Source organism: Nocardioides immobilis, assembly GCF_003515065.1.
Classification (GTDB): Bacteria; Actinomycetota; Actinomycetes; order Propionibacteriales; family Nocardioidaceae; genus Nocardioides; species Nocardioides immobilis.
This window is the reverse complement of the sequence record NZ_QXGH01000049.1, coordinates 1-15127: the sequence shown is the minus strand read 5'-3', so window position 1 is coordinate 15127 and position 15127 is coordinate 1. Positions and strand designations below refer to the sequence as shown.

The window sequence follows — 15127 nt, the reverse complement described above, 5'->3', positions numbered from 1 at the left end:
AGCGCTAGGAGCGCACCTCAACGACGCCCAAGTCTCTGGGCGTGGCCGCCGCCCGAGAATCCAGCCTTGATCGTGCTCTCACTCTCCCGGTCACTGTCCAGATCCCGCAATCGCTCGCATTGACTATGTCGCCTGACCCAAAGGGGCCACTTGACGTTTGCCGCCGCGGCTGGTAGCTGTCACTCGGAGTGGTGGTGCTGGCTGCCGCCTCGGCCGACATCTTTGTCGATGCGCTCGTCGCAGAACTTGGGGAGGATGACCGGTCGAGCAGCATGCGGTATCGCCGCCGCGTGGTGGGGCGCGCAGTTCGCGGCCCTTCGTCTTCCGGGTGTCGAGCTAGACGTCGGCGTACGCCCGGTGGAGATCAGTACCGACGCCCGGAAGCGTCCGGTGCCCCGCCGGTGATCATCCACCGGCTGGTGGGCGCGCTTCACGGCGGACGAGCTCCACGGGGCCTACCGACAGTCGGGTCAGCCGTCGAGGACTCGTAGAGCCTCCCTGACAACGCAGAACACTGCGAGACTGGCAAGCAACCTACAAAGTGTCCGGCTCTGGCTACGACACCCAGCAGGTCCGGGCCTCTGACGAGAGCGACTGGCGGAGCGGCGCCAGCGCCGACAAGAACAGAGGCGCGCCTGCAGGGTTACGCTGCGCCAGAGAGGACTGCCCATGACGGCAACCGTGCAACACAAGCCCAAGACCAGCAAGCGGTTCAGCTGGTCCGCGGTGAGTCCCGCAGTGACCCGTTCCCTTCTGATCGCGCTGTACGAGAGGAATGGGCGTGAGCAAGACGTCGTCGCGATCAGAAGGCTCGAGGACGTGGCCGTTGCTAAGCAGGCCGGCCATACATTCGGCAGACCGCCGAAACAACTGCAGCTGGACAAGGTGGCGGACGTGCTGCGAGACCGTTGGCTCCCCACCCTCAACCGCGCCCAACTGGATTATCTCGCGTGGGACGCGCAGGCCACCTTGAGCGGCCCGGAAAAGAGTGCAACCTTCGCCAGCAAGGCTGCCCTACTGGAGTTCTTCCAACGTCGCGCTCTGACGCGAACTTCAAGACGAACCTACGCAGCGCTTTCGTCCGCGCTCACAAGATCGAATCAGCCATCACTACGACGAGGCCATCGGGCGCAGCGCGGCGCAACAGCGCGATAACTCTGACGGGAGAGTCGGCGGTTGACCACCCGGCCAGCGCCTTGGTCTGGGTCAAATGGCCGGCCGCAGCGGCGAGGAAGAGCGCGCCGAACAGGATCCGGCCTATCAGCAAGACAACGTCCATCGAGGCCTCCTGTGCCGAAGCGAACGCTCGGTGGCGGCACACCGGGCAGCCTTCAGTTTACGGCTCAACCAACGCGCTGGGTCGTTGTCGGCGACGTTTGCGCTCGGCGGGCCCTGCCGCTGGTGCGTGGCTCGTCGCGGTGTTCTGGCCTCTGCCTCGCGGATCTCCCAGGACCGTGCGGTTGTCACGCCAAGCCGCCCGGCACAACCTGGAACCCAGACCCGATGGAACCCACCCGCGATCTCGCCGTCGGCCTGCACAAGCTCCCGACCGCGCCCACGAACCTAACCGCTCACGTGATCAGCCACGGCACCCCTGAAAATGGGGAGGCGTCACCTCGGTGGAACTCAGAGGCGCACAGCTGTCGCTGCTGCCTCCCGACTCGTTCGATCGGTACCGGGATGCTCGGGAGTCACGCCTAGATCGGCGAAGAACTCCTCGACCTCGCGCAGCTCGGCACGACGTTGGGCGAGAGCGGTGGAGGCGATCATGGCGTTGCGCCGCGAGCCGAGCTGCGACGCTACGGCGAGGGCCTCGACGACACGGCGTGGTTGTTCGCTGATGACACGAAACGGGGAGGGGAAGAGAATCATCGGCTCGCTCCGTTGGGGGATCTCGGATCGAAGGTTCGAACCTAGTGGCTGATTCATCGCGGTGCAACGAAGCCCAACCACGACCAACCGCAGCACCGTGATCCTCGGCCGCCCGCGTCGATCCGTATGCCGCGGCTGGAACAGCCTGCGGACCGGGCACCCCGTCCGCGTGGCCCACTCGCGGGCTCAGGGAAGTCGGGCCGCCGGCGGATCGGCAACGGCCGTTATCGGGGTTGCTCCCCGGGTCTGCTAAGCGGCGTGCTTGCAGGTGGCGCAGGTGCAGTCCTGACATGTGCAGCTGTCGAGCCTCCCCCGGCCGCACCTTCCCCTGCGGCTGTCGTGCGCCTTCGGTTGCCGCGTCTCGTCGAAAGGGAGACACCGGTTCAGTGGTACATGACCAGGATTCCACGGAGCGTTGGGCTGGCGGGTGTCGGGTTCGTCGTCGCCTACGTGCCCGCCTTCGCGATGGCATTGAAGCGTTCACCGGCCAGCTACAGGTGATCGCGAAGGGCTCGGGGCGAGTGGACAACGTCAAGGTGACCGAGCACATCACCTTTGTGAACGGCAACGTCAAGGAGTTCGACTTCGGTACTTGCGTCGCGCCGTAGTCGTTGGCCGCTCGGCGGCGAGAGGAGGGCCGGAATCAGCGCTAAAGCCATCCCCCGGGCGTCGACGCATTCGCACCGTTTCCCCTGACGGTTTGGCGGTGTCCGGTCACGGATCGGTGGAAGGTGCTCGGGGTTTGCCGGCTCGGCGGCTCAGGTGGCGACGCTTAGCGGCGTGTCGAGGTGTGCCCCCCAGTCGAGAACCGGGCCGAGCAGGGGTGGGTCGGCCTGGGCTGGGCTGGCGATGAACTGCCGTTGTCCGCCGTCGTGGTGACCGGGGAAGACCAGCCTGTCACTGACCTTTGCGGGCGATGCCGGACCGTGGTCGCGTTTGTACGACGTACAGGCACAGGTCAAGGGCGGCGGCGCTACCCGCTGGGTCGAGGACGTCCCCGTCGTTCGACGTACAGCACTCCGGGGCGTACTTAGACGCGCGGGAAGTGGCGCTGCAGTTCCTCGGTCCACATCCAATGAGTCGTGGCGGCGCGTCCGTCATCGAGCCGCCGGGCCAGGTCGAGCACGACCAGGCTGACTAGACACGTCCACTGGGTCGCCACCACCGTCGTGGGCCGACATTCAGCTGGGCGCGATGACCCGACGTTGAATGCGCCTCACGGCTGGGTCAGCCAGGTCACCAGCCTGCTGCTCGCCTCGGCATTGCCGAAGAAGCCCGTATGGTCCACGGCGGCGGAGGTCTCGAACACGTGTCGGTCGGCCAAGTCCAGGGCCCGGCCTCCGCCGAGGTCCCAGCATGATGAGGTGGGGACGACGAGGTCGTTGGACGCGCTCCCGAAAACCCTGTCCATCAGCCCGTCCCGGGCGTAGGCGGCAAGCGCCCGGCGGCCTGCGCTTGCCGGTTCGTAGTCTGCGGCAAGGCCGAACGCCCTGGTCTCCGCAGCAAACGGGGTGTCGCGCAGCCCGGAGAGGATGTCCCCATCCCGGCGCATGGCCGACAGCCCCGGCATTGCGTCCAGCGCGCCGACGGCCAGATGCTTGATGACGTCGACGATCGTCGCCAGTACGTCGAGCACTGCCGTGTCCGGAAGCAGAGACAACAGGTTGGTGTAGCGGTCGACAAAGCTCCGCATGTGTTCGGCATCGGCCAGGGCAGTGCCACCGTTGGGGCACGCGACGAACACGACGTTGCGCAGTCGCACGCGCTTCGCACCGGCGGAGAGGTCGCCGTGGCGCGCTCCGAGCGAGCGTGCAACCAGGCCACCGCGACTGTGAGCCACGACGTCCAACTCGAGGTCGACCTCCGCAGGGACTCGAGCGAGGAACGCATCGACGTTGGCGTCAGGGGTCTCCGAGAGCGTGTAGTGGTCGAAGGCGAACACCCGACCCGCGTAGGCCTGGTGCATTTCTTGGAGTGCATCGGGCTGCAGGGCGGCAAAGCCGGAATGGGCCCGGCTGAACGTCCCGTGCAGCATCAACAGTGCGGGTCCGGAGCCCAGGCGGTCCCAGGCGGCAGCGTCGATCGGCGTCGTTTCCTCGAGTTGGAAAGAGTCCGGCTCGAAGCCCCTGAGTCGGTAGGGTCGCTTCTCCTCCTCCCACCGGCCGCTCGCCCAGCGCGCAACCCGCCCACCGACCTCTTCCACAGCCCTGAACACCAGCACCTGCAACACCTTGCGGCCCAGGGCGCCGACGATCCCGCGCGTGGCCGGCTGCTCGGCAGGTTCCGCAGGGGGCACGGTGCGTCGCAGCACGAACGTCTGCATGCCGCCGCCTCTAGACGCCGAAGCCCCCCGGGTTGGCCCGGGCGGCCTCTCTGCGAGATGCCACGAGACGACTCCGGCCTCGTCGGATGCGAGGATCACCTGGGACCAGCCCTCGGCAGGTGCCGGCAGCTCCACGGCCAGCCCTGGCTCGCCCGTCGATGCCCGGGACGGCGCGGACCCGAGGCGGACCTCGCGGGTGCGCGAGATCGTATAGCTCTCACGTGCCTCGACGTCCTCGCGAGCGAGCACCGTGCGCAGCTGCTCGCTGAAGGTGGCACTGCCCCTGAAGCCGTCGGCATCATGGGGACGTGACACCGCGACGTCCCCATCGAGGCCAGGCGCCCGGAAAACCGCACGACCGACGAGCACCGGTCGGCCGCGGACGTCGAGTCGAGTCATCTGGTTCCTCCTGTCGTCGGCCCCTTGTCGAGCCGTATCAGTGGATGCCCGAAGAACTGGTAGGCGAGGGCGGTCGGCACCGTCACACCCGTGCCGGAGCCTGCTCCGGACGGCGGGTCGAGCCGTCCTCGCAGGTCGCGGACCACATCCGCTGGGCGCTCGTCGTTGACCAGCACCCGTCGGTAGTACTCGAGCACGAGCACCTTGGCCGTCGCGTCGTCCACGTCCCACAACGGAGCCACCACTACCGCGGCCCCGGCGTTGAGGAACGCCGCGGCCATGCCGGTGTAGTGCCCGAGCGCATCCTGACCTCCGCCCACCTCGCAGGCGTTGAGGAAGACGTGAGGAGTCCCGGCGATGAGCGGGACGTCGACGGGCGCCAGTGTCGACTCGTCTTGGAGCAGAAGGCCGTTCTCCAGACCAGTGTCGTCCACGACACCGTGACCGGCGAAGTGCAGCAGCTGGGGTGCCGGGTCGTTCTGAAGGCAGTCCAGAACGCGGTCCAGGGTGGCTGAGACGTCGGCCGCGCCGTACGTGCTCGTCAGTTCGCCGGCCTCTTCCTCGGCGTGTTCGAGCCGTCTGCGGCTGGTGCCGGCGTATCGGCCGCAGATGACAGACATGTCATCCGCCGGGGTCCGGAGGGGCGGCTTCTCGGGGGGTCGCCCGTGTCGCCCGACAACCCAGCGCCCGACGGTGGCCTGGCAGCCGAGATGTAGTGGCCGGTCAGGGTAGAGCGCGGGCCCGGTCCAAGCCAGCTCCCAGGGGACATAGGGGTCCTCGGACTGCAGCAGCACCGTCGGCGGAGTGGGCGCCACCGCGTCTGCCACCTCGCGGAGCAGCCTCCAGAAAGTCTCGGGAACCTTGGCCGCGATGTCGGCTGCCCGGTTGGCGAGGTAGGTTTGCATGGTCCGCTTGCCCTCTCGCTGTTGCACTTCGAGGATCAGCTGTCGCGCGAAGCCGCGCGGGTCCAGCCCCACGTTCGTGGAGTCGGCCGTGTCCGGTACGTCGACGTGGGGGCTCTCGAAGGTCCACAGGAGCCGTCCCGGCTCGTCGCCGAGCAAGATGTTGACGGTGAGCCCCACAGTCTCCTGTGGCGAGGCCAGCTCCAGCCTGGTTTCCGAGCTCTCGCGCGTCACCCCGGATCGCCCCACCAGCGCGTCGCGGTCCACGACCGCGATCGCCCGGACGGCCCAGCCGAGGGTAGCCCCGCCGCTGGCGTAGGTGACCTGCAGCGCGGTCGCACGAATAGGCCGATCCTGGAACTTTGCGGTCAGGTGCACGGTGACCGTGGCGTGCCGCTCGACCGCGGAGACCAGAAGGTCGTTGCGCCACGACTCATCTGCGCGCAGCGTGAATCCCTCGGCCACCAGCTGGACGGTCAGCGTAAAGACCTCCTGGGAGGGCAGCCGGAACGCGCCGCCGGCGACGCCGGCAACCTGCATCGGCGATATCCCCACGGTGACCTCGAACTCGGTCCCCACGAGCACGTCGTCGGGTGCGACGATGAGCGGGAACGCGGTGCGCACGATGTCAACCGGCTCGCCGTCAACGTCGGGATCGCCCGCGTGAGGACTCTCTGGCAGCTGGCCGCTGCCGGTCTGCACCCACCCGTCGAGCGGGCCGGTCCCGTAGCTGAGAAGCTCATCGTCTGGGTCGAAACCCAGGTGCGCCTCGTCAGATCTGAGCCACGCACCGCCAGGTGCGCCGACGGACACCGGGTCCAGCCGCACGCCCAAACCCGGTATCGCTTCCGTGAGCGCGATCGCCGACTCGAGCGCTGCGCGCGTCGCTCCACCGGTGCGGCCGAGCTGCGCGGCCACGACGCCGGCCGCAATCGCGGAGGCCACCGACGTCCCGGACATGACGGCCACGCCCGCGAAGGTAGTCGTTGGCGCAGTCGGGTCCGCGGGGACCTGCTCGCCGGAGTCGAGCGTACTCGCAACGTCCGTGCCGACGGCCCACATGTCCACGCTTGTCCCGTAGTTGGACCAAGGCGCCGGGTGGCGCCCATCCACGTCCAGGGCACCCACCGACACGGAGTCGGACGCTGCGCCCGGCCATAGCGGCCGATCGGTTGCATCGTTCCCGGCGGCGCACACAGTGAGCGGGTCCGCGGCCCGGCCGCCGACCGTCTCCCCTGCTGTCGAGGTCAGGGGAAGGCGGTCTCCCCGGGTGTAAAAGCCACCGGGGACGACGACGACAGCGTCCGTCCGCGCCTGGGCCTCCAGCAGATCGCGGGCCAAGGTGACCTCGTCGACCACCGCACCCTCGAAGGTGTCGGTCACGTGGAGGGCGCCGGGTCCGGCGACCGAGCGCACGACGCCCGCCACGAATGTCCCGTGCCCCCGGAAGGGGCCGCGGGGAGAGTCCGGGTCGCCGGTGACGCCCTCGAGCAGCGGGCACTCGGCCGCTTCCTGCACGAGTCCGGTGTCCAGGATCACTACCCCGGCAGCTCTCGTCACCCGACCGATGACCGGCGGACGACGCCAGTCGGGTGCCGGTCGTGGCCGCGCCGCGGGGCCGAGCATGACGAACCCTGTGAGGCACGCGACGTGGCAGGGGGAGACGTCATTCGGTGAGACGTGGTGCTCGAGCCGACCGAGGAGCTCGGGGACGTCGGCGTCCACAGCCAAGGTCACGATGCCGTCGAGCGGGCGACCCAGGAGGTCGAGCTGGACACCTGCGTCCCTGCAGGCATGCGAGACGACCTCGAGTGCGTGATCGCGGACGAGCAGCCTCCCCCGCACGTACAGATAGGCCAGTGCGCCACCGCCCTCGTCGTCCACGGCACCAAGGGAGAACGGCGCCCGATGGCGAGCCGCTGCGCCTTCGTGGAGCAGTCGAAGTCTGTCGCTGAGTTCGCTCACAACGCCACCAGCGCCAAAATGACGACCGCTTCCGCCATGATGATGACCCACAGCACCGCGTAGCGCGCCGCGTAGTGCTGGGCGCGCGCCATCGCGTACGCCATCTTCTGCTCGTGCTCGGATTCCTTCCGGGACTTCTCGAGGAAGGCCACCTCGGTCTCGGTCAGCCCGTCTGTCGCGTCCCGCCCGAGCTGCCTCAGGTCGGCACTTTTCAGCAGCAGCACGTCGCTCCCGGTCATCCGCCACAGGTGCGCGGCAACCTTCCACCACGGCAGGTTGCTCACCCGCCAGGCGTGGTTTCCCTCAAGCACCGGCTCGATGAGCCGGTCGTGGGAAAGCTCGTACCAGGTCGCCTGGGCGCGGGTGTCGCCGCGGATGAGATACGCGTCCTCGAGCTCGCGTAGGATTCTCGTCGGCTCGGGGTCCTCCCGGCTCGGGGGTTCCGTCGTCTGGCCGCGCAACCGCTGGCCCACGATGAGCTTGGTCTCGACCCAATCGCGGAGCAGGCGTTCGTCGATCCCGGTCTTCCTGGCGACCTTGCCCATTGTGCGGTCGTAGTAGCTCCGCAGCGCACCCTCGACGTCGACGTGCCGGTCGACGTCGCTGCGCTCGATCGTGGGGAAGAAGTCGCCCTTCTCGGTGCGCACCGTCTGCCAAAGCTGGCGGCAGACGACCTGCAGCTGGACTGGCTCAACGTACGGCGCCCGGTGGTCGTCAGTGGAGAGACCTGCCTGCTGCAGCACGTCGTCGGCCAGCTTGGAGACGATTGCATTGGCGGCGTCGTCGGTAACCTCGACCGCTTGACGTGCCGCCGGCTCCTGGATCGCTCGGGCCGCGGCGTCGCGAGTCAGGAAGTCGAGGCGGTACCGGGCACGAAGTTGGCCGGGAAGCAGCCGGTTGTAGCGGTGCAGCCCGCCCATGTAGTCCTCGCGCATCGACAACAGCACCCAGACCTGCGTCTCGTCGAGCATGTGGCCGAGCTGGACGAAGAACTCCTCCTGACCGGACCAGTCGGCCGGATCGAGGGTGAGGACCTCCTCGAACTGGTCGAGCACCAGGACCGGACGCGTCCCCGTCGGTGCTGTCAGGGCCTGGTGGACGGTCTCGGTGAGCGATAGCGTCCCGAGGTCGGTGGGTGTCATCAGGTCGGGCCGCTGGCCGAAGAGCCTGGAGGCGACGCTGTAGACGTAGCGGTTGACGACATGACCGCCGCGTGGCGGTGGGACGTTGACCCGCACTGGGCCCGTCGACACGAAGCCGCGCCGAGCTAGCAACGGTGGCAGCCCGGCTTGGACGAGGGACGTCTTGCCTGCGCCCGAGGGAGCGTGGAGGAGCACGACCCGCTCGGTGGCCAGCAGTTGGGCAAGCGCCCGGGACTCGGCGCTGCGAGCAGGTAAATGCATGCCCGCAGGGAACGCCTTCGGTCCAATGTACGGGTTCTGAGGACGCCCTACTGGTGACGTGCCTGCCTCTTCTTTGGGGATGTTCATGTGTCCAACCGAGCCTTGTGCCGCAACTCGTCGAGGAAATCCCGTGTGTTTCCCCAGTAGATGCTGATCTGGTCGCGACCGAAGGTGGACTCCAGGTACTCCTGAGCAGCCTCGGGCTCGATCGACTGGTTCTCGGGACTCAGCTGCACACCCGCGTGCCGGTTCCGTTGCAGGTTGAGCTCACTGCCCTCGAAGGACTTGATGCTCTGGAAGACGACACGGAAGTCCCAGTCGTCGAGGCGGAAGCCCAAGAAGAGCAACGACTGCAGGTTCAGGGCCTCGCCGATGTCCGAGGGAATGTCGTCGCGCCGGGCGATCCACGCCTTGAGCCAGGCGAAGTAGTCATCCTCAGTGAGGACCAGTGACCGGCGATCCTGGAACCGACCGAAGAGGTGGTAGACCAGGGGCCGTTCCACACTCGGCTCCTCGGTGAGCTCGGCTTGCCGTTTGCCTGATTGGCTGTTCCAGGGAAAGGTCATCGTGACCGGTTTCCGCGGCGGGTCGCACTCGCGAAGGGCGTCCTGGAGGAGGTCGGTCCACCCTGTAGTCACGTAGATCGGCGCCGGGATGGCAGCCAGCACCCGGTACGGCTCACCGGGATCCGCCTTGCGCTGGCGGCGCCCTATCTCCTCCAAGGCGGCGAGGGGACTCTGCGCCTGCAGGATGGCGTCGGGCAGGTCGAAGGCGTCTCCTGCCTGGGCACTCTCTCGGCGCTCGTGGATCTCGGTGCGAAGATGGTCCAGAAGTGCCGCGCGCACCGTGTCTGGAGCCATCCGGACGCGGAGGTACTGCGCCACCTGGGCGAGGTCGCTTTGCACATGCGCAGCGATCGGCAGCTGCCACCGGCGCACCCAACGGCGCGCGATGTCCTGACGCGACCCGAGGATCCCGTCCGCGAGACCTGGCCCCAGGACGGGGGTGAGACCCTGCTCTTGGATCATCAGTCGCAGGTTCTCCCAGGTGTCGTCCGCGCTTTCGGTGAACGCCGGACGATAGTACGTACGGCCCGACCGGAGCCGGGAGAAGAGCACCGGCGCCCACCAGTCGTCTCGCTCGGCGGACCTGAGTGCGCGGCGTGCCACCGCCATCGCATGGTCGACGACCCCGTTCCGCTGGGCGAACGCTCCGAAGAACTCGGCCGAGAAGATCGACGCTGACCGCATGGTGATGTTGCCCTGCATGGCCACCACGGCGGCGACTCCTACTGCGGCGAGACGTGGCCCCAGCGCCGCCAGAACTCCCTCGTCCTGGGTGGACACCTCACCGGATGCGCTCGCGGACTGGCAGGAGCCGAGGACTGCCAGCGCTGGACGCTTCTCGAGCTCGGACAGGCGCTCGACCAGGGCACGCCCATCGACCGGAGCTGCCGAGCGGTCCTCGTGCTCGAGCAGCAGCAGCGGGACGTCGTGCTTAAGCAGGCCGTGGCAGACCAAGTAGAGGACATCCACCTCCTCCTCCAGCGTGGCCAGCAGATTGGCCAGCGTGACCGGCTGGTCTCTTCCGAGCACAGTCAGCCGGTAGCCAACAAGGGCCTCACTGGCCCGGGCGATCTCTTCGTTGACCTCGACGTCAGCCAGCGGCTGCCCGTCCGGTGAGGATCGGTAGCGGCCGATGTCGGTGGGCCCGGCCACGGCGACGACGGCGTGCTTGACCCCCGCCGGTCGGGTGGCGACAAGCCCCCAGTCGGTGCTGCTCAGATAGCGGGAGAACAGCACGTCGTCGCGTGTGGCGATCGGCGTGCCAGTATCGGGGTCCCGCAGGCACTCCCAGCGCACGGAGTGCAGCGCCGCCGGTGCGTCGATGTGGAGGCGCAGGTGCAACGTGGCCGCGTTCCCCTCCGTCCATGCCCGCGCCCGTCTGTAGAAGCCGCGGACGTCCTCGTGACTCATGACCGTGTCGGTCAGAGCGGTGGCATACGCCGGCTCGTCCGTGCGCAGTTCCGCGAGTTGCCCGAGATCGAGGGGCAGTGGCGTGGCAGAGGGCTTCCACTCGTCGGTGGCGGTCCCTGGCACATCGAAGCGCAGGCTCACGGCGAGCACGTTCTCTTTGCGTCGCCAAGCCAGCCCGATCTCGAGGTCAGCGTCGTTAGGCACTTCTGCCAAAGATGCTGCATCGGTACGCTGTCGTCAACGATCTCGGTGAGCCCCCGCCCGCTGCGAGGACGGGGTGGTCCTCGCAGGACGTTGAACAGCAGCCGACCGACCGCGTCGGTCGGGTCGTAGACCGAGCCGCGGAGACTCAGACTGATCTGCCGCGCGGTCAGCTCATCGGCGATCGCGCGCATCGGGCAGGGACCTGGCCAGGCGGTCCAGTTTGGTGACCACCAGCGTGTCTCCGGCTCGGCAGGCGGCGAGTGCCTCGCGCAAGCCGGGACGCTCACGGTTGGTGCCAGTCAGGCCGTGGTCAACGTAGATCCGATCGGCCTGGGCACCGAGGCCAAGCAGGGCTTCGCGTTGCGCGGTCAGGTCTTGCTGATCGGTGGAGCATCGGGCGTACCCGACAAGCAGTGCGCTCATGGCGCACCTCCAAGAGGGTGGCCGGCCGGCCGTACCCGCGGAGCGCGGGCGGCTCGGGCATCGGGCACTGCCCGACTTCCTAAGCACGCCTTCTACGCCGCGAGCGCAACAGGGCCGCTGGCCATAACGGGATCCCATGCGGTACGCCGCCGCCTGAGTCTCTGAACCGGGCAGGCGTCGCCGTGGCGGGTCCCGGGCAGCGAGAGTCTCTTGCAGCCCATCCCGGGCCCGGGACCCCTACGCTCTTGCTGTGGCGCGGAACGATGTGGCCGGCGCGAGCAGGCCGAGATCGCGTAGGTGGACTGTCGTCCTGTTGGCCGCCGCGCTCTGGGCGTTGGCCACAATCGGTCTGGCGATATTGATCCACTCGTACGCCAAAGATCTTTGGCCTGGCATCACGAATCGGTTCGTTGCCCCCAGTGAGAATCAACTTGGGACGATCGTGGAGGTGGTCCCTGCGGTCGTGGTCGCCATCTTCGTGTTTGCCGCCGGTACCTCCTTCGTTGTCGCGCAGGTGGTTCCCCCCGCTCGCGGGACCCGTGCCGTCGAGTTACTCCGAGCCCGACACGTTGAGTGGACGATTGCACCAGCGCTGGCGCTGATGCCGCTCTCGGCGCTGGTCGTCGTGATTGAAGGTGCGTTGGCGGTGCCGCTCGCGTCTGCCCTGCTCGTCGGGTCGGTGGTGTACCTCCTCGTCGCGACCTGGTGCCTTCTCGGCATCCTCGGCGAGGCAACCGATCCGCACCATTACGCGAAGCTCGTGCTTCGTAAGCACAACTCCGCAATGCGCAAGCTCCGCGTTTCACCAGTTCGGGCCTCGGGCGACTCGGAGACCAACTCATCGGTGACCGCCGACCCGTCTGGTGCGACACGAGAATCGGTGACGCCTCAATCGAAGCGGGCCGTGAACGCGCAGTACGAGACGATCCGAGCCTTGCGGGGATGGACTCGTACGGCTGCCACAAGCGGAGACAGTCGAGAACTCCACGTCTCGCTAGAGGCGACCCTTCAGGTCGTCGCGGACTACGCCAGCTTGGACCCGAAAGAACATCGCAAGCGCGTGCCCACCAACTACGAACACAACGCGCAGCACTACACAACCAACCCTCTGGACGCGGAGCGCAGGCCGAGTGCTCGGGAGCAGACAGAAGGCGACGAGACCTTAGCAACCTGGGTCGATTGGGTCCCACGTTCGCTGCGCAGCGGGAACGGAGCCATCAATCGTCAAGATCCGGCCTACGGGAAGCTCGCGCGGACTTGGGTTGCGAACGAGGTCGGCCGCTCGCTGGTCCGGGCTGTGGAGTTCGCTGCCACATCGAAGACCCTCTTGGAACGTGATCGCGGGCGCCTCCTGAACAGCTTGGAGAAGGCTGCACGGCGATTCTGCGAGCGCGACGACGGCGACAGTGCCGGCGTGCTGGTGGCGTACCTGATCGAACTCGGTCTCGGCGCCCGTCGGTGCCCTCCGGAGGAGATCCTGTGGCACTTCGAGCCGCTTATCGCACTCGCCCATCTGCACAGCTGCCTACTTGAGCCGCCCGACCCAAAGGAGAAGTCTGATCTCAAGGAATCAAACCGAAGGAACCTTCAAGTGGGCACTGCGGCCGGGGTACTCAAGGTCGCCGAAGCCATCACGGCTGCCCGAATCCGGCAGCACTACGAGCAGAATGGTCCACGGGACTGGCCGGGAACCTTCGGCAACGGGGACGTCAGCGCCTGCGCACGGACTGTCCAGGAACTGAGGCAGGTACCGGGCATCGGCGCGGAGTGGCGTCTGTTCCGTCAACGGCGAAAAGGCATCGAAGACCACTCGGCAACCGACTCGCAGCGGAAAGCTGCAGAACCGGGGTCAAGCCACGAGCCAGGCCCGACACCTAGCAGTGCCGAAGAGACCCTTAGGTTGGCCAAGTCAGACGTTCTGGAGCCACGCGACCAGCCCCTCGTGTACCCGACAGACGGGGACCTCATCGCTGCCCTCGGAGAGAGGCTGCTTGAGGACGCCAGCACGACTCTTCAGCCAGGGCCGGACCCGGCTGCGGCAATCCCTGCACGCGTCCGCACGACCTTCGAAAGCATGTCTGTACGGCTTAAGTGGATCCACAACCTGATATGTGGCACAAGTCAACGAGCGGGCGGTCGCGACAGGGTCGGGTGACCAGCGGGCTGATGAGAATGATGGGCCATTGGGCTTGCAGCGACACCCTCACAGCCAGGCAGATCCAGGCACAACCCCCGATTCAGCGTCCACGCTCATGGGGAAAGTCAGATCGACCAACTCCAGCGAAGTACCAGGTAGGAAACGCGGCGCTCGGCCGTATGCAGCGCTCTCGCCATCCGGACCTGCTGCGCCAGCGCGCCGAGTACAGCGTCTTACCGCCAGTACCCGTCAACCGATCGCTGACTGATCTGTTCCCGTTGGGCGTTGGCTCATCGGGGCGCTGGGAACCCAGCGCCTACATGCGTGAGGGCCTCACCAGGGTGGATCCCGGCGGGGTCCGGACCGGGAACGAAGGAGGGAAACCGCGCGAAGACCTTCCTTACCGCGAGAGAAACAGGCTTCCCTGCGCCGGCAAACTGGCTGTTCGCGAGTGCGCCGCCGCCGCCGGCGATGAGTCGCGAGACCCATTGACGCTTCGTCTTCCCCGCGTGGTCGCGTGCCGCCGCGGTGTAGTCGTCGAGTAGCCGGCCAAGCGCTCGAACGATGTCCGCGTCTGTTCGGTCCTCCATGACTAGCCGGTCTTCGTAGTCGTACAGTGCACGGCGAGCTGATGCGAACTCTGGTTCCCTTGCCGTGCGGACGGCCCTGAGGAAGACGTCCTCATCGTCCTCGCCCCTGGGTACCTCGATCGGCTGAGTAAGCAAAATGCCGGACCTACGACCGGCTGGGGGACTTCCCTTCACGGGGGCCGCGACGGGCTCGAAGTCAGCGGCGGCCTCCTCCTGGGAAAGGTAGGCCGCGACGATGCGGGGAGGCACGGGGGGTAGGGCGTCGCGGGGTTGGTGCGCCGCGACATCATCCCAAATGAACCCCACCATCGTCGTTGGCGTGGCGCCATAGGCTGCTCCATCGGAGGTCACACCGGCGGCTGCCAGGAGACTCATGTGGTCTTTCCAGGCCGATCGCATTTCCTGGCTCCAAGGAACCAGGTGCGCAAGGTCGCCCAGGTGCTTGGCAACGTAGTCGAGCTGGTTGGTGTCCCACCCTTGGCCGTCCCACCGATCGGCCTCGTCGAGGTCTTCGGGGACTGGCAGGACTAGCCGGTCATACAAGAGAATCTCGCGCGCCAGTGACCGCATGTCCATATGCGCCCTCACTGAGTACACGCCCCACCACTGGCGGCGCGGTTCGAGATTGAAATTCGACGGGCCAACGGAGTCGTTCACCGTGCACCTCCTGATCAGGCGAGCGTGCGTTCTCAGGGTGGCACTCCGGGACCCTAAGCGCGAGCATCGTCGATCTCCCATCGCCGTGATGCTTGCCGTGGACGCCAGCCCCTTATGGTCACTCCGCCTGAAGGAGGGAGATCGCCGATAGGGGATCCCCATACGGCGGGGCGATGAGTTTTCGTCCCGCCGGTTGTCCATCCCTGAGAACGCAGGACGGTCGTGAACGTTCTGCGCGACGAACCTCGTCGGGAATGCGCTGCTCGGCCGTCCTTC

The 15127-nt window shown here is 67.3% G+C and carries 9 protein-coding genes; 1 reads left to right on the top strand and 8 read right to left on the bottom strand.

Going from position 1 to position 15127, the window contains the following annotated elements; genetic code table 11:
- Window positions 1–1087: 1087 nt before the first annotated feature.
- From D0Z08_RS32485 to D0Z08_RS33270, 7 genes are all read right to left on the bottom strand, one after another.
- The gene (locus D0Z08_RS32485; RefSeq protein WP_182481586.1) at window positions 1088–1279 is read right to left on the bottom strand and encodes a hypothetical protein; all 192 of its coding nucleotides are present in this window, start codon (window positions 1277–1279) and stop codon (window positions 1088–1090) included.
- 347 nt (window positions 1280–1626) lie between these two features.
- Window positions 1627–1872 (bottom strand): hypothetical protein, encoded by a 246-nt coding sequence (locus tag D0Z08_RS30115; protein ID WP_118928983.1) that lies wholly within the window; start codon window positions 1870–1872, stop codon window positions 1627–1629.
- 1216 nt (window positions 1873–3088) lie between these two features.
- Window positions 3089–4195, bottom strand: a complete 1107-nt coding sequence (locus D0Z08_RS30110; protein ID WP_147381592.1) for an esterase/lipase family protein — start codon at window positions 4193–4195, stop codon at window positions 3089–3091.
- Window positions 4196–4590: 395 nt separating this feature from the next.
- On the bottom strand, window positions 4591–7380 hold the full coding sequence (locus D0Z08_RS30105) for a CHAT domain-containing protein (RefSeq protein ID WP_118928981.1): 2790 nt from the start codon (window positions 7378–7380) through the stop codon (window positions 4591–4593).
- A 77-nt stretch (window positions 7381–7457) separates the two neighbouring features.
- On the bottom strand, window positions 7458–8864 hold the full coding sequence (locus tag D0Z08_RS30100; protein WP_147381591.1) for an ATP-binding protein: 1407 nt from the start codon (window positions 8862–8864) through the stop codon (window positions 7458–7460).
- A gap of 83 nt (window positions 8865–8947) precedes the next feature.
- Window positions 8948–11044 (bottom strand): CHAT domain-containing protein, encoded by a 2097-nt coding sequence (locus D0Z08_RS30095; protein ID WP_245994654.1) that lies wholly within the window; start codon window positions 11042–11044, stop codon window positions 8948–8950.
- Window positions 11045–11215: 171 nt separating this feature from the next.
- Entirely contained in the window at window positions 11216–11467 is a 252-nt protein-coding gene (locus tag D0Z08_RS33270) for a recombinase family protein (protein ID WP_245994653.1), read from the bottom strand.
- Window positions 11468–11717: 250 nt separating this feature from the next.
- Here D0Z08_RS33270 and D0Z08_RS31790 point away from each other — a divergent pair, with 250 nt between their 5' ends.
- Window positions 11718–13622 (top strand): hypothetical protein, encoded by a 1905-nt coding sequence (locus tag D0Z08_RS31790; RefSeq protein WP_147381589.1) that lies wholly within the window; start codon window positions 11718–11720, stop codon window positions 13620–13622.
- 272 nt (window positions 13623–13894) lie between these two features.
- Here the strand turns inward: D0Z08_RS31790 and D0Z08_RS30080 are convergent, their stop codons facing one another.
- Entirely contained in the window at window positions 13895–14851 is a 957-nt protein-coding gene (locus D0Z08_RS30080; protein ID WP_147381588.1) for a hypothetical protein, read from the bottom strand.
- Window positions 14852–15127 lie beyond the last annotated feature (276 nt).

Bases quoted from the DNA above. Each gene is read 5' to 3' on its own strand.
- D0Z08_RS30110 (WP_147381592.1), bottom strand. From the start codon at position 4,195: ATGCAGACGTTCGTGCTGCGACGCACCGTGCCCCCTGCGGAACCTGCC.
- D0Z08_RS30100 (WP_147381591.1), bottom strand. From the start codon at position 8,864: ATGCATTTACCTGCTCGCAGCGCCGAGTCCCGGGCGCTTGCCCAACTG.
- D0Z08_RS32485 (WP_182481586.1), bottom strand. From the start codon at position 1,279: ATGGACGTTGTCTTGCTGATAGGCCGGATCCTGTTCGGCGCGCTCTTC.
- D0Z08_RS30115 (WP_118928983.1), bottom strand. From the start codon at position 1,872: ATGATTCTCTTCCCCTCCCCGTTTCGTGTCATCAGCGAACAACCACGC.
- D0Z08_RS33270 (WP_245994653.1), bottom strand. From the start codon at position 11,467: ATGAGCGCACTGCTTGTCGGGTACGCCCGATGCTCCACCGATCAGCAA.